This window comes from Neolewinella sp., from assembly GCF_965214665.1.
GTDB lineage: Bacteria > Bacteroidota > Bacteroidia > Chitinophagales > Saprospiraceae > Neolewinella.
Map to the genome: position 1 here is coordinate 4,074,739 of NZ_OZ243970.1, position 18,649 is coordinate 4,093,387.

Below are 18,649 nucleotides of genomic sequence, written 5' to 3' on the forward strand. Positions count from 1 at the left end.
CGGACGAATGCCTAGTCACCCTATACCAACAGCAGTTGACGAACGGCCGCATCCCGCGCCACCGGGTCAAAGAAGGCCCGTACGGGCACGAAAAAACCGGGTATGAGCAGGCTACGAAAATCCTGCTCGATGCCGTAGGTCTCGCGCAGGTGAAAGACCATGCGGCCGTGTTTGTCCTTGGCTAGTTCGTACACCTCTACGGTGTGGACGCGCGCATCGACGATCCAGTATTCCTGGACACCGTCGGCTTCGTAGGCGTCTTTTTTCTCTCCCCGGTCGCGACCCTCCGTTGATTTAGAAAGTACCTCGACGACTAGGTTAGGGGGTGGGTAGACGTTCATGTCATCGGTGAAGTCCGCGGCGGTTTCTTGACTCCAGAAGCAGACGTCGGGTTCTACGTCGCTGCGTTTGAGTTCAACTAAAGCCTTCTCGATGGCAACTTCGCCGAGCTGCCGTTGCGATACGTAGAGATCTAAAATGGAGGCGATAAATTTTGTCGCCTGATTGTGCCGCCGCTTCGCCGGTGAGTGCATGATGACCTCCCCGTTGATGAACTCAGCCTTCACGTGCGGTTTGAGCCATTTACGGAATGCCATCCGCGCTTTCTTTTCTTCCGCGAGCGTAGCGGCTACCTCTTCCCATACGCGCTCCGGTGTGGGGTGGTCGAGGAGTTGGTGGACGAGATCGTAGTGCATGGGAGTAATTTACGAAACGCGGTATAGGAATGTAGGTTGGATGACGGGTGGCCCGCGTAGGGCTGGTGGGACGAGTACTTCGGAGAGACAGTCCCAATACAGTTCAACCTGCCGGTAGATTTCCGGTAAGTCAGAGCGACCTACCCATCTGTTCATCCTGGGCGTTATCTTAGTAAAAAATAAACAACCGCACAAAATGAAAACGCGTGCCCTTGTCGCCCAGCTCCTCGACCACCACGATCCCCGTGCCGTGTACGCCGAGGTAGAGCGTACGCTGGAACGAGAGCAGCGGGAACGCGCTAAGTTTCGTCAGCGGTTAGCGCCCGACGTGAAGGCAGAGTTTATTCTGGGCGAAGTCGTAGTGCACTCGCCGGCAACGCACGGACACAATATGGCGGTCACCCGCATCTCTACTATTCTGACTACCTACTGCGCTTTTTCCAAACAGGGAACCTCGCTCGTACAGAAAGCACTTGTAGCAACCAAACGCAATGACTTCGAACCCAACGTCAGCGTCTGGCTACAGGAGCGGGCCAAAGACTTTACCCCCGACATGAAGTACTACCCCGCCCCCGATCTGGTGGTCGAGGTACTGAGTAAATCCACCGAGGACCGTGATCGGGGAATCAAATACCAAGATTACCTGGCAGCGGGCGTCTCCGAATACTGGATCGTCGATCACCGTACCGAACGGGTGGAGCAGTACCTGCTGAATACCGGCTACGATGGCGCAAACGTTTACCAAAAATCGGAGCACGAGCTGGAGGACCAGTTGACATCCAGGGTGCTGGAAGGGCTGAGCGTACCGGTAGCCAGTTTCTTTTATCCCGAGCCCTTTGCTGAGGCGCTGCGGCGGTTGGGGTAGGTATGGCCGGGGACGCAGGTGCAGGGTCAACCGCCAATGGCTACTTTAGTGGAATGCATCATTCCCTACTTCTGGCTGGTACCCTATTTGTCGTCTTAGTTGCCTGCTCTAATCCGCAGCCCGCTACGGACCCGGCCGCCGACAAGGCAGCCGTCCTAGCCACCCTCAATGCGGAGACCGTAGCCGCCTTCAGCCGCGACTACGACGCCTGGCAGGACAAGTGGGTGCACGAACCCTACGTCACCAAGACCTATATGAATTTCGCTGATAGCAGCATGACCGAGACGCTGGGGTGGGCCGAGGTCGATCAGTTCGTGGTCGACTACTTCGCCGCTCATCCCGACCCGGATCCGCTGCCCACCCCGCTACGGGACATTGACGTCCGCCTCTACGGCAGTGGTGCCCACGTAAGCTACGAGCAGGATGACCCCGCCCGCGGCCGCAAGCGTGAGACCCGCTTAATGGAACGGGTAGGCAATGAGTGGAAAATTGCCGGAATGGAAACGGTGACCTACGGGACGCGTACGTGTTTGATCAAGAACAGGGAGAAGTTTGGTATACGGTAAACGACCTGGCCCTGTGACTTTGACGAAGCGTCCATCCTGGATTGGAAAACCTTCAGGACCAATGCCAACCGCACCTTCGTAATGTATACGTCCGACCTTGGTTGGACGACCAAGACTACTGCCTATGAACTAGACGTGACGGCACCGGGGAGCAAGATTATCGTTGCTGAGTACTAAGGTGCTGCACCCTCGATAGCCCCGATAGCTATCGGGGGGACGCCCCACCCGACGCTGCCCAAAAGTTATGTAAATTTAAAGTAAGACTTTATATTTGCATACATGTACGTATCCAGGCGACAAAATATATTGCTGACGGAACTGAAAAATTCTTTCCCCGTCATCAGTCTGACTGGGCCACGGCAGGCGGGAAAAACTACCCTGCTACGGCACCATTTTCCGGACTACCGCTACGTAAGTTTCGAACAGCCCAGCATGCGGACCGCCTTTGCATCCGATCCGGAGGGTTTTTTGCGAACTTACGACAGGGCCGTAATCTTCGATGAGGCGCAAAACGTACCTACCCTTTTTTCCTACCTGCAGGGTCTGGTGGATGAGGATCGCCAGCCGGGGCGCTTTGTGCTCTCCGGTTCTCAGAATTTCCTGATGCGCAAGAACATCACCCAGTCGCTCGCCGGCCGGGTGGGTATCGCGGAGTTACTACCGCTAGATCAGGTAGAGATGCGCACGGCCGATCTTCTGGCCCCAACCCCGGAAGAAGCCATCTTTAATGGATGCTACCCGGAGCAGACCGTCAATCCCATCCGGCACCAACTCTTCTACGATAGTTACCTGTACAGCTATGTGCAACGCGACGTAGCCGGTCTGGTAAACCCTAGCAACCTGGTCGATTTTCAACGATTCATGAGTATCGCAGCCGGCTATGCCGGACAACTGCTCAACTATAGCAACCTGGCTACCGCCCTCGGCGTATCAGTACCAACGGTAAAAAGTTGGCTTTCCATCCTGGACCAGAGCTACATCACCTTCCTACTTGCACCTTACTTCAAGAGCGTGACGCGGAGACTAGTCAAATCACCGAAACTGTACTTCTACGATACCGGTCTGCTCTGTCACCTACTCGGGCTGCGCAAACCGACGGAGTTGCGCGATTTCTACATGTACGGTGCCCTGTTCGAAAACTACGTGGTGGCCGATGCGCGCAAGCAGGGCCTACACGTGGGGGAACGGCCAAGTTATCATTTCTACCGCGACAGTAACGGTGCGGAGATCGACCTGGTCCACCAATCGCCGGCGCGGACTACGCTGTGGGAGATCAAGGGCACCGAAACCTACCATCCCCGCCTTACCCGTACGCTTCGTCGCATCGCCGATACTGAATTTCCCGCAGCGGACCAACGGTTGGTGTATGGTGGACGGGAAACTATGACGCTGGAGGGGGTACGGCAGGTACCCTGGGACCACTTGGACTTCGACTAGTGGTCTTCTCACCCCCGCCTCCCTTTACCGCACTACCTTCGACCAGTCCACCGTATCGTTGTGCGAATGCGTAAAGCCCATAGCCCGCTCCTGGCGGATGGTCTCTGCGTCGCGGTAAGCGGCCACGTAGGTCTTGCGCCACTGGGGACTGACGTTGCCCCCCGAGCCGTGGACGATGCGCTCGTCGTGAATAGTCAGGCTGCCGCGTTTGACGGGCAGGTAGACGACTTCGTCGGTGGCCTTTGATTCGATGACCAGGGTATGGGAGTCGTCGCGGTTGACGCTACCGTCGGTCTGCCCCTTGCCGTAGTCCTTGGGTTTGTGCTGACGTAGTTCGGCTTCGCGGTTGGTACCGGGCACGACCTGGAGGCAGCCGTTTTCAATGTCGCTATCGCTGAGTGCCAGGGAAAAGGTGGCCGTCCAGGTATTTTCGGTCTTGGGCCAGTAGCCGAGGTCCTGGTGCATGGCGAACTCGGCCCGCTCCTGGTTCGGGCGTTTGGCGAGAAACTGCTCGTAGTCCAGAGCTGCCGTGCCCTCTTGGTAGAGCTGGTCAGCGATCTGCTGGCTGATGCGGTGGTAGACGTTGCCGGCCAGTTCCGGGCGGTAGGTGCTCGGGAGCATGGCATTGACCAATTGAAATTGCTCCAGTGGCGTACCGTAGGGTTGGCTCATATCGCAGAAGTCCCGCCCCATCTTATCCGCAAATTCTCCGGCTACGAAGCGGTCGAACCAGGGGTCGAGGGGTGCCAGTTCCTCCTCCGTCAGTACGTCGTGGAGGACCAGGTAGCCGTCGCGGCGGTAGGCTGCGACCTCTTCGGGGGTGAGGTGGTAGGTATCGCCCTGGCGGCGGTGGGTGCCGGAGGCGGGGTTGGTGATGCGTTGCATGGTGCGGTAGGGAATAGTGTTGGGGTCTTAATATACGGGATCGTTGGCAGTATCCGGCCAGGGGGCTGGTGCAAAATCAAGGACTACATCCTCACGATACTGTTCCTGAAGTACATCAGCGCCGTCGTGCACGAGAAATGGAAGGTCTACCACGAGAAGTACGACGGCAACGAGGCCCGGCCCTTTTACTCCGGACCGGTGGCATTGAGGATAAAGTGGTTGATTAACCGCTGGGGAAGCTGCCGCCGCTCCGGTACGATCACCCTCAACTACGAGCTTATCAAGGCCCCCCGGAATGCATCGAGTACGTGATCGTGCACGAGCTCTGCCACCTGGGGGAGTTTAGCCACGGCCGCGCCTTTTATGAGTTGCTGGACCGGGAGTGGCCGGGTTGGCCGAAGGTGAAGGAGCGACTGGAGCGTACTTTGGGGTGAATTTTACTCGTCGTAGCATTAAACCCCACTCACCCCTTGCAACACTACATTGTAAACCAGTACACCATAGATAACCTCCTCCATCTACTCCCGTCCAGCCGCTAATAAACGAAGGACTAAATGATGGACGGTAGTCAGGGGATTTTGTTGAGCATGGGGTAGTGCGCCTCGCTCGGTAAAGAGATCCTTCGCGCGCTCGATGGCCGCTTGCTCACTAGCAGCTGCATCGTCAGTGAGTCGTTCACGAATAGACTTGCGGAAATCACGTTTTTTGCCCTCCCGCTCGTAGTTGATGCTCCAGCGGTTGCTTAGATCCTTGTAAAGCTGTCGGCGGGAAAGCGGACCCGTAATGGCCTCGTAATGTAGTCGCAGCCATAACTCGAAGACGTCGTTTGAATAAGCAACCTGTATGTCATTTTGCGCTGCCCTTTCAAGTGACATCCGGGCGCGTTCGAACTGGTCTTCCCCCTCGGCGGGGTTAAAATCTTGATCGTAAACTACCCATACCTCATCGTAGGTAGTTCCGTCGCGGTATTCGATGGCGCAGTCCACGAGTTCCAGTTTTGTTACCCCTAGCACCTCCGCCTTTAAGGCTACCCCATTACCGCTGAAGGTCGCGAAATAATCCCGCTCGGTGTGGCCCTCGCACAGGATAAGAAAGGCGCGTTTTGCTGTAATGATAGGTGAGGTGGCGGGCCCGGGCTGCTTGCGCTTCAACCAGGGCTTGTTGGCCTTCCGGTCTGTCTCCTTTACTCTATTTCTTCTGCTGGGCATACTTACAAACCAGCAATTTGCGGCACTCCTCCGTACTTACCGATCAGATAGTCCTTTTCATAGCTGGCATCATTGCGCACGCCCCTGATGTCGGAGAGGGCGTATACCCGTGAGCCGCCCGCTTCGTCTTTGTCGACGAAACTGATCTGATCGCGGCGTAGCAATTTGGGGTCAAGTAGGTTAGTGTCGTGGGTGGCTACAATGAGTTGGGCGTTGTGGGGATTGGTTTCCGGGTCGTGGAACAGTTTAAGTATCGTGCGTGATATGTTTGTATGTAGTTGAGACTCGAACTCGTCGACGATTAACAGGCCGCCTGAATCTAATGTCGCGAGAAGTGTATTCGCCAAACGGAGCATCTTAAGTGTACCACGGGATAGATGCGTGTCGGCCCGGAAGCTTATCGACTGCTCTTTAGCAGAGGCTGGGGGTCTGACGTATAGTACTGGTTCCGATCCCTGAAAGTCAGGAACTAATCGTCTGAGGTGAATCGGTCGTTCTATGGTGGGGTCATAGAAGGTGTTCATCACAAATAGCTCCCCTATTTCGATTCCTATCTGGCGTAAAAAGTCGGCAACTCGGGTCTGCTGATTTGGGTCCGAAAGCACGTCTACGGTGCTCCTGGAAGGCTCGCCCTCAAACGTCCGGTTTACGATTCTTGCGTTTCGTATCACATTATACACCTCTACTACTTCACTGTTTTTCAGTAGTCCGAGGCGCGATAATAATAAGCTTCTTGACCCAATAAGTGCTTCCCTAGTTTCTAGTGCAGCGAGTAGTTTTCGAGCTGCCTTTAGATGAGTCTTGCTGAGGTCAAGCGTACATCCTTCGCGCGTAAAGTACTTGACCTCCTTCTTACCCGGACTGCCGAATAGCCACTCCGCCGTTATTCCTTCTTTGCCTGAGACCGTGAATCCATAACGGTACGAAATGTTGTGTACTAGTAACCGCACCTCGAAATGACTAGGTGAGGTCCGGTATGCGGGATCGAAGGCAAAAGTATCAACGGATTCCAGCGCGCTGCTGTCATCGTATCCAGATCGTAGAACTGCCCACTGAAAGTAAGACAGCGCCATGATCAGATTACTCTTGCCCGCCGCGTTTGCCCCGTAGATCACTTTGGTTTTCAAGACGCGGTGGCGTTGGTCAACCGTGGCTACGTTCCGGTCCAACCACTTATAGCGCGGTTGTACAGCGTCGGCCTCCAAACGTAGTACCTGGAAATCACGGATGGACCGAAAGTTTTCAACAGCAAATTCGAGTAGCATAGGGTGAAATTAGGGAAAATTTCACGAATGGTGGACTCAACTGCTCCTCCAATGGTATTGCACCCGCGCCCCCGCCCAACGCTGAGCCGGGGGGGCTGGACCGGAAGTTTGATGTGGAGGCTTATGCGGAGCGGGTGGAGGGGTTGGACTAAGCGGGGCGGGGCCACAGGTGCGAAGCTATTCGGATGGGCGTCCGTACCGTACCCCCCTTTACCAGAACAGCGTCCGTTTCCGCTCCATTCTGTGTGCGATAATAGGGTATGGTGTAGCCGGCGACACCCGCAAGTTCGTCGAGGGTGAAACCGCTCAGTTCTAGGATTGCAATTCGCCCGGCCCGGCTCTTGGAAGCATCTCGAATCAACTCGAGCGAAGCGGACCCTAGCAAGATGAACCGCCCGGGCTGACGGTTGCGGTCGATCACTGATCGAAGGTCAAAAAACAAACTCGGCTTACGCTGCACCTCATCCAGAATCAGTAAGCGGTCAAGGTTGCCCTCCGCAAAAGATTCCAAATCATTGATGTAAGCGATCCATGAATCAAAGACACAGTTGACCAAGTAAATTGTACGTAGTGATGTATAATTTACTTGGTCATTTCTTTTTGCCTACTTTCATTTCTGCACCTGCGGATCAGGCGACGGGTAAGCCGGTGCCCTTCGCCAGTGCATTTCTGGAGGCGGACCAGTCGTACGGGGTGCTGTCCGATCCGGGGATACGGGCGCTACTGAAACGGTGGGGCGTGGTAGCAGCTTGCGTCGCTACGCATTCTCTTCGGCACGATGTTCGACGGGCTTCCCCAGGTAAGGCTGCAAGTCTGCTACCTCATCAGCCGTAAGCGGCGGCCGGATCGTAGCCAACTCCTCCACCCGCCGCAGCGGATACGTACTGTAGGCGTACAGCTCGGTAAAGGCCCGCTGCAGATCGAGCACCACGGGCGGATCCGGGTAACTCAGGGGGATGGGGATGGTAGGTAACGGGTCGGTCAGCGCGATCTCCCAGAGTAGCAGCTCGTCATCCGGTCGGACCTGCACGATGCGGTAGGCGGTCACCGGCCGATTGTCTGCCGTCAGGGGTACCTCGTCGATCGTGTACGGGGGAAGGCCGCCCCGCAGTAGATCGATGTCGACGGTATGGACCGCACTGGCCCAGTAGGAGCGTAGTTTCTTCATGTGAGTGACCAGCCCGCCGCCGCGCTTATTAGAGGGGGATAGCACCTCGATGGCGGTGACCAGTCGGCGATTGCGGCCATCGCGGATGCGCAGTTCGCGCTGTTTGTACAAGGGGGCCATGCCCTTGTGTGTGGGGGCGGTGAGGACGGCCGCGCCGCCGGAATCCCGTAGGCTATCCGCATCCGGTTCGGTCAGACTTACGCCGATGTCCGGGCGATAGGTAGTTGGTTCCTCGCCCTCAAAACTTTCTTCCTGCTTGACGACCAACTCAGCCGAAAGCCGGTAATAGCTGGGCAACTGAGGGGCGAGTTGGCGCTTCATCTCCGCGGTAAGCACGAGGTGAAAATCCTGCCAGTTATCCGACTCGATGAAGGGGTCCATTCCCGGGAAGGGGCACTGCATACGGGAAAGTTACGGTGAATATTTCTACCGCCTGCCTCCCTCCATGGCCGCATCCTGCTTCGCCTTCACCCCGCTGTGCAGGCGCTGATTGAGATCGGGCTCCTCGCCCATCCAGGCCCACAGCTTGATCAGGCCGTTTTGGTGGGCGCTCACCAGGAAGCTACCATCCCGATTGAAGTCGATGTACTCGGCGTGGTCACCGGCCCAGACCTTATGGGCGATACGAATGCGATCGTTTTCGTACTGGCGGATATCACTGAGGCGGTAGACGAAGATGTAGGGGCTATGGCCGGTAAAGGCTACGTAGCCGCCCCGTGGGTGCCAGGCGATGGTCTCGATCTTGCGGCCTAGGTGATTGAAGGTCTTAACCCGCTCGGCTCTGGGGTCGTCCTGCCAGTCCCAGAGATATACTTTGCCGGCATTATCGGCGGCAATAATGGACTTGGCATCCGGGGAGAAGCCTCCGCTCACGAAGTGGCCGTAGGGCTCCGGGGTGAAGTTGGCAATTTGGGTGTAGTCCGCGGTCTCGTAAACCTTTACGCTGCCGTGGCCGGTGGCGATGAGGTACTTATCGTCGGTGGAGAAAAAGAGCTCCTGCACAGTTTCCTCGAAGTCCAGCGTATGGGTTTCCTCGCCTGCGGGTAGGCTGAATACCCGGATATACCCGTGCTTACTGCCGTCTGCATCGTCGGTTTCCTCCTCCCCGCTCACCAGCGTTAGTCCAGTGTTCGACCAGATGAGGCCATCGATGCCGTTCTTGTGTTTGAGTTCCTTCACCTTCTCGCCGGTGGCCGCGGCGAAGACGGTGACCAGGTAGTCCTCACTGGCGGTGGCGACATACGCATTGTCGCCGGAAAACGCTACGCGCTCGATCTCCTGGGCGGTGTAGGCTCTCCATAGCTCGGTGCCGTCCGAGGTGCGCCAGAGGATGACGCTATTGTCGTACTTCGTGCCGCTGACGATGTGCTTGCCGTCGGGACTGAACTCAGCGCTTTCCACCGAGCCATATTCCCCGAGGGCGTCGGCTACGCGGGCCCACACGGGTTCGAGTCGCAGTTGGTAGTCTTCGTACTGCTGGGCGGCCACGCTAGCGGTGAAGCAAGATAGAAGGACGAATGAGAGTATACGCATACTGCGAAATATACGCCACGAAGCGTACTTGGCGGGGCCGCAGGTGCGGGGTCTTTTTTGCTTACCTTCCTCGACCGAACAACTACGCCCCATGACCGGTACCCGCCGCAAATTCCTGACCGTACTAGGTAGTGCCGCCGCTACTACTTGCACCTACGCCACCGGCAATGCACCCCCGATAGCTATCGGGGCCCCGCCCGCATTTCAGCCGCTCGTCGATCCCGCCGACGTGCGCATTACCGACGTGCGTACCTTCCTGATCAAGCGGGGCATAATGGTGAGGGTGCAGACAAACGTCGGTATCACCGGCTGGGGCGAGAGCAGCTCCAATAGCCCGACCGAGGTGGTCAGCAACTTCATCGAACGGGGTATGCGCCAGGTGGTCATGGACCAGAGCCCCTTCGATAACGACCGGCTGTGGAATCGCATGTACTGGGAAAACCACGACCTCGGGCCCGCCGGTGCGCTTACCTACGCCATCGCGGGGGTGGACCTGGCGCTGTGGGACATCAAAGGCAAGGTGCTCGGCGTACCCTGTTACCAACTGCTCGGCGGCAGCTACCGGGACCGCGTACCGGCCTACGGCGGGATACCCCTGGGCGGCGGCACGGTGCCCCTGGAGGAGGCGGTGGACCGCGCGCAAAAGCTGGTCGACCTCGGCTTCAGGATCGTCAAACTGCGAATGCAGATCCGGGAGTATAATCTCAATCCGACGCCCGACCCGACGCTGCGCTACTACGAGGCCATTCGCCGCGCCCTACCCGACGGGGTAGAACTGTTCGTCGACCCCAATGAGGGCTACACCGCCGGCCGGGCCATTCAGATCGGACGGGCCCTGCAGGAGATGGGGATGAACTACTTCGAGTCCCCCTGCCCGCTGGAAGCACACGCCGATACCCGCCAGGTGGTAGAAGCCCTGGACATTCCCGTCCTGGCCGGCGAAAAATGCTACAACCGCTGGCAGGTCCGTGATCTGATCGTGCAGGCCAATCCCGCTGTCATCCAACCCGACGTGATCAAGGGGGGTGGGATCACCGAATACCGCAAGATGTGCGACCTCGGCAGTACCTTCTTCAAAACGGTGGCCCCCCACAATACCAAACCGAGCCTGGGCACGGCCGCAGCCCTGCACTGCGTGTGCAGCATACCGAATTTCGGCCCTTTCCTGGAGTTCGTTGAACTAGATACCTACGACGAGGTGCTGAGCGTCTTCGACAACGGCATCCGTTTCGAGGAGGGGCTGATGTACCGTCCGGAAGGTCCGGGCCTCGGACTAACGATGATCGAAGATAAGCTGGAACGGCTGGCGGGTGGATGAAGCCAGTAGAACTTGCCCTCTGGGGCCGTGACCTCGCGGATGAGCGCTACCGGACCTGGGCTACGGGGGTGTTGTAGCATGGTCTTGCCTGCCTGTCGGGGCCGCGGGTGCAACGGATTGATCGCCCGACCAGATTGGCTACCGCCTCTCGCCCGTGTGCTCAAAACTGTCGCTATATCCTATCTTTACCGGGATGGAAGCCGCCACCATACAAGATCAGCGCTACACGAAGCAGGAATACTTCGAGCTGCTACGCTCGTCTCAGCATAAGTACGAGTACCTCGACGGGCGAGTACGGCTGATGGCCGGGGGCACGGCGGCGCACAACGATATCGTCGGCAACACATACTTCGCCCTGCGTTCTGGCACTAAAACGTGTCAAGTTAAGAATAGTGAAACCGCCATTGCTACCGCGAACCGTTATGTGTTTCCGGATGCAAGCGCGGTCTGTGAGGACGAAGCGTTGTATGAACAGGGTGGAATAGCCCGTCTGATAAATCCAGCACTTGTCGTAGAGGTCATTTCGGAATCTTCCGACCCCTACGATCGCACGGAGAAGTTCAGTGCTTACCGCCGGCTTCCTTCCTTGCGCGAATATTTATTGATCGATAGCCGCCGCTATCTCGTCGAAACCTACTACCGGGAAGAGCGCGATCTGTGGCGTATCGGTAACTACTTCGACCTGGACCAACAGATCGAGGTGAAGACGCTGGGCATCAGCGTGCCTATGGCGGTCTTTTATGAGGGAGTCGATTTTTCGTGAAGTCCTTTGGTGTGATGGTCTTCCCAGGTGGGACACAAAAACTTTGTAAATTCTCCTCTTCATGGAAGCAAAGAAATCCACCAAAACGGGCAAGCGCGCCTACCGCCGCTACGATGCCAACTTCAAGGCCGAGGCCGTCAAGCAGCTTGAGCGCGGTACTTCGGTAGTCGAATTGTCCGAGTCACTGGGCATAGAGCCGAACCCGGCAGTAGGCTCTCCTGCAAAAACGCGCTGACCTTACCGCGTTGCTGGTTATCACGGATGCTGGATTGGAGGACGAGGTTAGCCATAGTCGCGAAGATCGTAAATTAGGTGGCACTGCCGGTGGTTGTCATACTCTACTACTCCCAACCCGCCAAAAACCAGGGCCGGTATTCCGTACCGGCTACCACATTAGGTTCCTCGTCCCCCCCATACACGACCCGGTAGGTGACCGGTACCTCCGCCAAATTGCCGATCCGGCGAATCGTTTTATCCCACTTAGCGGACCAGGTGGTACCGGACTTGATCTCCGTCAGATCCATACGGAGCGGACCGCCCTCTACTAGGTCGGCCTCTAAGCCGTTGTTGTCACGGAAGAAACTGAGTAGGGGTCGCTCGCCGGCGTGATAGAGCGATTTGGTGCGTTCGGCGATGACGAGGTTTTCGAATACTGCACCGTACTTGTTGGTTGCCCTTAGTTCTTCTACGTTACGGGCATTGAGTAGGTAGCAAAGCAGCCCGGTATCGTAGAAGTAGAGCTTAGGGCTTTTCGTCAAGCGCTTTCCTAAGTTATTGAAATAGGGGGGGAGCCGGAATACGATGTAACTGGCTTCTAGGATGGACAGCCAGGCGTTGACCGTCTTGACGTTCACCTGGGCCATCGTAGCAATTTGACTCACATTGATCAACTGCCCGACGAAAAAAGCGCATATCTGAAGGAAACGCTGGAAGTTGGCCATATTAGACGTATTGACAAACTCCCCCACGTCCCTTTCCAGATAGCTACTGACGTAATCGGCGAAAAAGTATCTGGCGGGAATGTCGGTCACCAGTGCATTGGGATAGCCCCCCCTAATCATGGCCGCTCCCGGATCTTCGGGAAGTAGGTCGGCCTGCCTAAGTTCCTGAAAGTCGAACGGAAAAAGACGGGCAATGCCCACCCGACCGGCGAGACTCTGGGTAATGTTACGGTGAAGGAGGAAATTCTGGGAGCCAGAGATGACGTAGCGCCCGGGCTCCCGATCCGCATCGACCACCCCCTGAAGGTAATTGAATAACTCGGGCACCCGTTGCGCCTCGTCGAAAATAACCTGGCGATCGTACTTTGCTAGAAAAGCACGCGGATCGAGCTGAGCCTCCTCTCTGAGGGTTGGCTCTTCTAAACTCAGGTAGCGGTAGGCCGGAAACAGTTGGCTAAGCAGGGTCGTCTTGCCTGCCTGCCGGGGACCGGTCAAACTTACGACGGGATAATACTTTGCAAGTGTCTGGATATGGGAAGAAAGACGTCTGTTTACGACCATGCCACAAGATACGGTGGCAAGTTAAACTGGCAGATCTGTATAGCTTAAACTGGCAGATACGTATAAATATGTTAGCTACATCCATTTTCTACCGAATACTCCCCCGCTGCCGGCGCTCCTCCGCCCCGGCCCCCCGCTCGAAGCGGTAGGTCAGCGTCAGGCCAGTACGCCATTGCGTCCAGATAATCTTTTCGGCCTGGAAGGCACCCTCCGTGCGGGTCCCACGATTGCGAAAGCGTGGACTCCGCAGGTTAAAAGACAGCTGCCAGGTTTCCGCCCAGCGTTTGGTGACTACCAGGTCGGTGACGTAGCTGGCCAAAACAGTCATCTGAGCCTGGCGGACCGGCGCTTCGTACCCCAGGTTCAGTTGGAACTGCCAGTCACCCTCTAAAGTCAGTTGCGGTTGCAACCCCGCCGTCCAGCTCGACTGGCTTACGTCCAGCGCAAGGGCCTCGCTGTCGTCCGACTGCCGGAAGCCGTAGAAGTTAAGATCGCCGTTGATCGTGATAGCCTCACTGGGTCGGTAACCGTAGGTCAGCTCCAGGCCCAGACGGTCCTCCCGGTCCAGGTTGATGACGCGGGAGAGCAAGGTGCCCTGCTCCAGTCCGAAGGGGTTGCCGGGCAGTTGCTCGAAGACACCGAAGAGGACGCCGGTGGTGCGGGAAGCGTATACGGCCGGCCCCAGGGTAAGCTTGTCGGAACGGTACAGTAAGCCCAGCTCGGCGCGGTGGGTGTAGGCGGGGTCTAGATCGGGATTGCCGGTCTGCAGGCGAGTGGGATCGACGATGCCGGCGAAGGGGCTTAGCTGGCTGAAGTAGGGCCGGAGAATGCGGCGCGAGTAGCTTAGCTGCAGTTTGGTCGGATCGGCCAGGGCATAGCTCACGCTCAGGCTGGGGAACAGCTGGTGGTACTGCTTGTCAATATCTATCTGCCGCTCGTCGCGGTTCTCGGTGGCGATGCGGGTGTACTCGTAGCGTAGGCCCAATTGGTAGCCTAGTTTTTCCCCCTCCCGGGCGTACTGCCCGTAGGCCGCCCCGATGCGCTCGTAGAAGTCGAACTGGTTGTCGAAGCCGGCGATTACCTGGGGCGGATCCGTGGTACGGTCCAGGGCCAGGTAGTCGGAGCGGATCACGCGGGTCTCGCCACGTAGACCCAGTTCGAGTTTGCCCTGATCGCCCAGGGGCCGCTCGTAGTCGGCCTGTAGCAGGTGGTCGCGGCTGCTCTCCCGGCTGCGGTTGCGGTAGTCGACCAGGGTGCCGCCGTCGGTGGCGGTCAAGCGGGTGTCTTCGGTTTCCAGCTCGTTCCAGAGGTCGTTTTTGGCGTAAATGGTATACTTGCCCTGGGTACCTAGCTCACCGGTGAGGGTAAGATCCAGCTGGTGGTAGGTACCCGGCTCTAGGTAGTTGAAGTCCTGATCCCAGCGCTCGGTCGCTGCCGGCCCCAGTACCGTGAAGTCGGTGGTATACACATCGTCGTTGACTACGTGGTAGAGGGAGTAACTGCCGGTGAGGGTGGTGGTCGGATTCAGGTTGTAGTCCAGGCCGGTAAAGACGCTCACCGCCCGGTCGTTACGCTCTATGCGCAGGTCGTTGCGGATGCTCAGGGGTTCAGGCACGGTCAGCTCCCGGCGGATGTTGGAGGTGCCCAGGTAGTTGGAGTAGCGGCCGCCGAGATTGAGAAAGCCGCTCCATGCAGGCCGGCGGACGTTCAGGCTCAGGTTGCCCCGGTGGTCGGCCCGGTAGCCGGTGCTCAGGGAGGCCGTTCCGCCGTAGCCCTTATCCGCATCCTGCTTCAGGATGATGTTGATGATGCCCGCCGTGCCGGCTGCTTCGTAGCGGGCCGAGGGGTTGGTGATGATCTCGACCCGCTCGATGTGCTCAGCGGGGATGGCGTCCAGGGCGTTGTTGTTGGCCAGGGCTGAGGGGCGGCCGTTGATGAGTACGCGAACCCCGGCGTTGCCGCGCAGACTAACCGCGCCGTCTGGCGTAACCCTTACCGAGGGCAGTTGCTCCAGTACCTGGTTAGCCGAGCCGCCGCGGGCCAGGGCGTCCTTACCTACATTGAAGACCTTTTTGTCCAGGCTCAGCTCCATGCGGCTACGCTCGGCGCGTACCTCAACGGATTCCAGGTTGACGCCCTCCGCGCCGAGGTAAATGGTCCCGAGGTCCGTCGACTCGTTCAGCGCGACCAGGGTATCCAGGCTGGCGTAGCCCAGAAACTCGAACACCAGGCGGTAGTCGCCCCGCTCCAGATCGAGGGTAAATGTGCCACCGGCGTCAGTGACGGTACCATCAACTAGCAGGCTATCGGCGTAGGCGGATACGGTAGCGTACTCGATGGGCCGGTCGGTTGCCGCGTCCAGTAATAGGCCGCGCAGGGGCAAGGCAGTAGCCAGGACCGCGCCGGAACAGGCCAGCGCGGCCAGCAAAAAAAGGGCTTTCATGTCAGGTTGATTTTAGTCGGTGAGGTAGGGGAGGAGGTGCTGCTTGTCGAAGCGGCGGGCGAGGTCGGATAGGGTGGTGCCGTCTTCCAGGGTGGCTTTCGGGTCGGCACCGGCGTCGATCAGGAGTTGCAGCAGGCGACCCTCCCCGGTCAGGATAGCCTCCATCAGCGGTGTCCAGCGGCGGGTTTCTAGCAACGTCTGCCAGCCGGCGGGGTCCAGCTCCCCGTAGTCATCCCAGTCGTTAACACGGTCGGCGTGCCGTTCGTACTGGAAGCTGCCGGTTGCATTCGGGTCGGCCCCGAGGGAAATCAGGGCCTCGGTAGCCCGTTGGGAGTTCTCGTTCACGGTGATGAGCAGCACCGGTGCGTCCCGGTACACCGCCCGGCTCACCCGTCCGTTTTCTAGATGCGTATCGTCGTACGAGCAGGTAGCGGTCAGCTCCGCGCCCCGGCCGTGAAGCAGTTCGATCATGCGGGCGTCACCCTCTCGGGCGGCGTAGGCTAGGGGGGTGCAGTGGCCGGCGGGGGCGTAGTCGACCCGGGCATCCTGGTCCAGCAGCAATTCGGCTACGTCGTAGGCGTGCTCGGCGGCCGCGGCGGCCAGGGGGGTGGTACCGTCTTCGGTGGCCGCATTGACGTCGGCTCCCTGTATGACGAGCATGCGGGCCACCGCAAACTGCCGTTCGTGAGCGGCACCGACCAGGTGATCGGGTTCGTAAACTAGTCCGTCCATAGCCTGTCCGGCCAGACGGGGCGTGAGGAGTTGGATGATCTCCACGTTACCCTCTAGGGCAGCAATCTCTATGGCTGCCGATAGGTCCTGTTCTACGTCCAGTTCCAACAGCCGTTCGATGATGTGGACGTGCCCCTCCTCGGCGGCGGCGGTAAAAGCGGTACGGCCGTAACCCTCCGCGGCAAGGGGATCGGCGCCCTCCGTCAGCAGCAGTTCCAGTACATCGAGGTGGCCCTCGCTGGCGGCCATGATCAGCGGGGTAGGGGCGTCGTTGGAGCGTTGATCGGCCCGGGCACCGCGTTGTAGCAGTAATTGAGCGACCTCGTAGCTGCCCTCGTCGGCGGCTTCGGTGAGGGCCGTCCAACCGTCGCGGTTCGTGTAGTTGGGGTCGGCCCCGGCCTCCAGAAGCAGGTAGGCGATGTCGTAAAGGTTTTCGCTGGCGGCGGCCATGAGGGGACTGAAGTTGCGGCGGTCGTCCAGCGAGCGGTCCAGGTTCGTGACCTGCGGGATAAGGTGGCGGGCAAAGGCCGTTTCCTCGTCGTATACCGCCTGCATCAGGAGGTAGAACAAGCTGTCGTCGGTACCCGTAGAAGGTGCTTGCCGGGGGGCAGAGGGCGGGGTCGCTGGTGCAAGGGTCAGTGGGGGACCAGCATCAATTGTAGGCGGAGTTGTTCCAACGGAGTCAGGTCCTAGTTCTCGCGCTGTGATCATAGAATCGACTGCGAGTTGATTTGCCGCTTCAATTTGGGGTACATCCGGCCGTGTAGTGGCGGTAGCCGAAGCCCCCAGCGCCAGTGCCCCGATTAGGATCACGGTAGTGACCACCCCCTCGCCAAAACTGGCCTCACGGATACGGCCGTTGACCGCCCGGCGCACCCGCAGCAGCAAGCCCCCCGCGCCGCCTGCTTTCATGGCCAGGGCGGGCTGGGGCAGTAGGGCAACCTCCCGCAGCCGCACCAGCGTACGGGCGTAGTCGATGCCCCTGCCCTGGGTGGCCACCAGGGCCAGGTCGTCGCAGCAGTGCTCGCGCTCCTCGGCGATGCGCTGGTTCATCCACCAGACGGCCGGGTGGTAGAAGAAGAATAGGGTCAGGAAGGTCTGTAACAGGTTGACGGCGAAGTCGTGGCGGCGTACGTGCGCCAGTTCGTGGGCCAGGATGGCTACGGCGTCCGCCCGGCTGAGCTGGTCGAGCAGGTCGGTGGGAAAAAGTACGGCCGGCCGTAGCCAGCCCAGGGTGAGGGGGCTCGTCACCCGATCGGATTGCAGGTACTGCACGGTGCGGCGGATACGGAGGTGGTCTTCCAGCTCACGTAGCTTTTCCGCCCACTCGGCGGGAAAGGACCGGCTGCCGTAGTGCCGCAGCCGCTGGGTAAAGGCAAGTCGTCCGAGTAGCCGCAGCTGGAGCACCAGTACCCCGAGCAACCAGATGGTCACGATCAGCGGTAGGTGGCGGTCGAAATAGTCGACGGCCCGCTCGCGGAAGGGGACGGTGGTGGCGGTCTGCTCTTTTGTCTTATCGCCTGCGGGGTAGGTAGTGGTGGCCTCGGAGGTAGCCTCGGTCGAGATAGACTGCGGTACCGGCACCGTAGCCTTTGCACCCGCGTCCGCGGCCCTACTGGAAGATGTGTAAAGTTGCAGGAAGCTAGCCCCGGCGGTCAGGAGGAAGGCTCCGAGTACGCCCACGGAGACGATGTAGCGGGCCCGGGCGCTGTAACTGCGTAGGGCGATAAGGAGGAGGCCCAGTAGGAGGGCAAAGGCCGCGCCCTGCCAGAGGGCGTGCAGGAGCGTCCAGCCGAGGGCGTCGACGAGGGTGGGGGAGAGGATGCGCTCGATCATTCTTCTTCATTTTCCAGGCGCTCGATGAGGGCCTTGAGTTCTTGGATGTCGTCTTTTTTGGGACGGTAGTTGCCCAGGGCGCGCATGACCAGTCCGGTGGCCGAGCCGCCAAAGGTCCGGTTGAGGAAGCGGTCCAGCAGGCGGTCCTGCGTTTTCCCCCGCTCGATCACGGCCCGGTAGACGTGCTGGCGGCCCCGCCGCTCGCGGTCCAGCAGGCCGCTTTCGTACATGTTCTGCATGGTTTTGAGTACGGTGGTGTAGACCACCTCCTTCTCGTCGCTGAGCCGCTCATGGATGTCTCGGACGGTGAGCGGACCGTCGGTCCAGAGCCGATTCAAAATGGCCAGTTCGGAGGCCGTGGGGGTGGTAGACATGGGCAACTACGATTTTTGTCGTAGCTAACGTACGGGGCTTTCCGTAGTTGTGCAAGTTT

At 58.8% G+C, this 18,649-nt stretch carries 19 protein-coding genes; 8 read left to right on the forward strand and 11 right to left on the reverse strand.

What is annotated here, in order from left to right:
• Window positions 1–20: 20 nt before the first annotated feature.
• The gene (locus ACOOHD_RS17420; RefSeq protein ID WP_420459152.1) at window positions 21–695 is read right to left on the reverse strand and encodes a Uma2 family endonuclease; all 675 of its coding nucleotides are present in this window, start codon (window positions 693–695) and stop codon (window positions 21–23) included.
• A 196-nt stretch (window positions 696–891) separates the two neighbouring features.
• Between ACOOHD_RS17420 and ACOOHD_RS17425 the strand changes: the two genes are divergently transcribed.
• From ACOOHD_RS17425 to ACOOHD_RS17435, 3 genes are all read left to right on the forward strand, one after another.
• Complete coding sequence (locus ACOOHD_RS17425; RefSeq protein WP_420459153.1) at window positions 892–1,560, forward strand: Uma2 family endonuclease; 669 nt, start codon at window positions 892–894, stop codon at window positions 1,558–1,560.
• Window positions 1,561–1,613: 53 nt separating this feature from the next.
• A complete protein-coding gene (locus tag ACOOHD_RS17430) occupies window positions 1,614–2,126 on the forward strand; it encodes a hypothetical protein (protein ID WP_420459154.1) in 513 nt (170 codons plus the stop codon).
• 279 nt (window positions 2,127–2,405) lie between these two features.
• The gene (locus tag ACOOHD_RS17435; RefSeq protein WP_420459155.1) at window positions 2,406–3,563 is read left to right on the forward strand and encodes an ATP-binding protein; all 1,158 of its coding nucleotides are present in this window, start codon (window positions 2,406–2,408) and stop codon (window positions 3,561–3,563) included.
• Window positions 3,564–3,587: 24 nt separating this feature from the next.
• On the opposite strand, the gene ACOOHD_RS17440 is transcribed toward ACOOHD_RS17435, so the two are convergent.
• A complete protein-coding gene (locus tag ACOOHD_RS17440) occupies window positions 3,588–4,448 on the reverse strand; it encodes a phytanoyl-CoA dioxygenase family protein (RefSeq protein ID WP_420459156.1) in 861 nt (286 codons plus the stop codon).
• Between the two features lie 126 nt (window positions 4,449–4,574).
• On the opposite strand from ACOOHD_RS17440, the gene ACOOHD_RS17445 reads away from it, so the two are divergent.
• Both ACOOHD_RS17445 and ACOOHD_RS17450 read left to right on the forward strand, forming a co-directional pair.
• Window positions 4,575–4,760 carry a YgjP-like metallopeptidase domain-containing protein gene (locus ACOOHD_RS17445; protein ID WP_420459157.1) on the forward strand — a complete coding sequence of 62 codons (186 nt, stop codon included), beginning with the start codon at window positions 4,575–4,577 and terminating at the stop codon, window positions 4,758–4,760.
• The gene (locus ACOOHD_RS17450; RefSeq protein WP_420459158.1) at window positions 4,757–4,882 is read left to right on the forward strand and encodes a YgjP-like metallopeptidase domain-containing protein; all 126 of its coding nucleotides are present in this window, start codon (window positions 4,757–4,759) and stop codon (window positions 4,880–4,882) included. The genes ACOOHD_RS17445 and ACOOHD_RS17450 overlap by 4 nt, the downstream gene beginning before the upstream one ends.
• A gap of 84 nt (window positions 4,883–4,966) precedes the next feature.
• On the opposite strand, the gene ACOOHD_RS17455 is transcribed toward ACOOHD_RS17450, so the two are convergent.
• The 5 genes from ACOOHD_RS17455 to ACOOHD_RS17475 form a co-directional block, all read right to left on the reverse strand.
• Entirely contained in the window at window positions 4,967–5,656 is a 690-nt protein-coding gene (locus ACOOHD_RS17455; RefSeq protein ID WP_420459159.1) for an RloB family protein, read from the reverse strand.
• A gap of 2 nt (window positions 5,657–5,658) precedes the next feature.
• Entirely contained in the window at window positions 5,659–6,921 is a 1,263-nt protein-coding gene (locus ACOOHD_RS17460; protein ID WP_420459160.1) for an AAA family ATPase, read from the reverse strand.
• Between the two features lie 148 nt (window positions 6,922–7,069).
• A complete protein-coding gene (locus tag ACOOHD_RS17465) occupies window positions 7,070–7,477 on the reverse strand; it encodes an AAA family ATPase (RefSeq protein WP_420459161.1) in 408 nt (135 codons plus the stop codon).
• 201 nt (window positions 7,478–7,678) lie between these two features.
• Complete coding sequence (locus ACOOHD_RS17470) at window positions 7,679–8,491, reverse strand: DUF4058 family protein (RefSeq protein WP_420459162.1); 813 nt, start codon at window positions 8,489–8,491, stop codon at window positions 7,679–7,681.
• 24 nt (window positions 8,492–8,515) lie between these two features.
• Window positions 8,516–9,622, reverse strand: a complete 1,107-nt coding sequence (locus tag ACOOHD_RS17475; protein WP_420459163.1) for a WD40 repeat domain-containing protein — start codon at window positions 9,620–9,622, stop codon at window positions 8,516–8,518.
• Window positions 9,623–9,713: 91 nt separating this feature from the next.
• On the opposite strand from ACOOHD_RS17475, the gene ACOOHD_RS17480 reads away from it, so the two are divergent.
• From ACOOHD_RS17480 to ACOOHD_RS17490, 3 genes are all read left to right on the forward strand, one after another.
• Window positions 9,714–10,940, forward strand: a complete 1,227-nt coding sequence (locus tag ACOOHD_RS17480) for a mandelate racemase/muconate lactonizing enzyme family protein (RefSeq protein ID WP_420459164.1) — start codon at window positions 9,714–9,716, stop codon at window positions 10,938–10,940.
• A 193-nt stretch (window positions 10,941–11,133) separates the two neighbouring features.
• Entirely contained in the window at window positions 11,134–11,703 is a 570-nt protein-coding gene (locus ACOOHD_RS17485) for a Uma2 family endonuclease (RefSeq protein ID WP_420459165.1), read from the forward strand.
• A gap of 61 nt (window positions 11,704–11,764) precedes the next feature.
• Window positions 11,765–11,938, forward strand: a complete 174-nt coding sequence (locus ACOOHD_RS17490) for a transposase (RefSeq protein ID WP_420459166.1) — start codon at window positions 11,765–11,767, stop codon at window positions 11,936–11,938.
• Between the two features lie 106 nt (window positions 11,939–12,044).
• Here ACOOHD_RS17490 and ACOOHD_RS17495 read toward each other — a convergent pair whose 3' ends face one another.
• The 4 genes from ACOOHD_RS17495 to ACOOHD_RS17510 form a co-directional block, all read right to left on the reverse strand.
• Window positions 12,045–13,139, reverse strand: coding sequence for an ATP-binding protein (locus ACOOHD_RS17495; protein ID WP_420459167.1), 1,095 nt, complete (start codon window positions 13,137–13,139; stop codon window positions 12,045–12,047).
• Between the two features lie 154 nt (window positions 13,140–13,293).
• The gene (locus ACOOHD_RS17500; protein WP_420459168.1) at window positions 13,294–15,648 is read right to left on the reverse strand and encodes a TonB-dependent receptor domain-containing protein; all 2,355 of its coding nucleotides are present in this window, start codon (window positions 15,646–15,648) and stop codon (window positions 13,294–13,296) included.
• Window positions 15,649–15,660: 12 nt separating this feature from the next.
• A complete protein-coding gene (locus ACOOHD_RS17505) occupies window positions 15,661–18,216 on the reverse strand; it encodes an ankyrin repeat domain-containing protein (RefSeq protein WP_420459169.1) in 2,556 nt (851 codons plus the stop codon).
• Window positions 18,213–18,590 carry a BlaI/MecI/CopY family transcriptional regulator gene (locus ACOOHD_RS17510; RefSeq protein ID WP_420459170.1) on the reverse strand — a complete coding sequence of 126 codons (378 nt, stop codon included), beginning with the start codon at window positions 18,588–18,590 and terminating at the stop codon, window positions 18,213–18,215. Before ACOOHD_RS17510 ends, ACOOHD_RS17505 begins: the two co-directional genes overlap by 4 nt.
• Window positions 18,591–18,649: the final 59 nt, after the last annotated feature.

Bases quoted from the DNA above. Each gene is read 5' to 3' on its own strand.
- ACOOHD_RS17420 (WP_420459152.1), bottom strand. From the start codon at position 695: ATGCACTACGATCTCGTCCACCAACTCCTCGACCACCCCACACCGGAG.
- ACOOHD_RS17425 (WP_420459153.1), top strand. From the start codon at position 892: ATGAAAACGCGTGCCCTTGTCGCCCAGCTCCTCGACCACCACGATCCC.
- ACOOHD_RS17430 (WP_420459154.1), top strand. From the start codon at position 1,614: ATGCATCATTCCCTACTTCTGGCTGGTACCCTATTTGTCGTCTTAGTT.
- ACOOHD_RS17435 (WP_420459155.1), top strand. From the start codon at position 2,406: ATGTACGTATCCAGGCGACAAAATATATTGCTGACGGAACTGAAAAAT.
- ACOOHD_RS17440 (WP_420459156.1), bottom strand. From the start codon at position 4,448: ATGCAACGCATCACCAACCCCGCCTCCGGCACCCACCGCCGCCAGGGC.
- ACOOHD_RS17455 (WP_420459159.1), bottom strand. From the start codon at position 5,656: ATGCCCAGCAGAAGAAATAGAGTAAAGGAGACAGACCGGAAGGCCAAC.
- ACOOHD_RS17460 (WP_420459160.1), bottom strand. From the start codon at position 6,921: ATGCTACTCGAATTTGCTGTTGAAAACTTTCGGTCCATCCGTGATTTC.
- ACOOHD_RS17470 (WP_420459162.1), bottom strand. From the start codon at position 8,491: ATGCAGTGCCCCTTCCCGGGAATGGACCCCTTCATCGAGTCGGATAAC.
- ACOOHD_RS17475 (WP_420459163.1), bottom strand. From the start codon at position 9,622: ATGCGTATACTCTCATTCGTCCTTCTATCTTGCTTCACCGCTAGCGTG.
- ACOOHD_RS17480 (WP_420459164.1), top strand. From the start codon at position 9,714: ATGACCGGTACCCGCCGCAAATTCCTGACCGTACTAGGTAGTGCCGCC.
- ACOOHD_RS17485 (WP_420459165.1), top strand. From the start codon at position 11,134: ATGGAAGCCGCCACCATACAAGATCAGCGCTACACGAAGCAGGAATAC.
- ACOOHD_RS17490 (WP_420459166.1), top strand. From the start codon at position 11,765: ATGGAAGCAAAGAAATCCACCAAAACGGGCAAGCGCGCCTACCGCCGC.
- ACOOHD_RS17500 (WP_420459168.1), bottom strand. From the start codon at position 15,648: ATGAAAGCCCTTTTTTTGCTGGCCGCGCTGGCCTGTTCCGGCGCGGTC.
- ACOOHD_RS17505 (WP_420459169.1), bottom strand. From the start codon at position 18,216: ATGATCGAGCGCATCCTCTCCCCCACCCTCGTCGACGCCCTCGGCTGG.
- ACOOHD_RS17510 (WP_420459170.1), bottom strand. From the start codon at position 18,590: ATGTCTACCACCCCCACGGCCTCCGAACTGGCCATTTTGAATCGGCTC.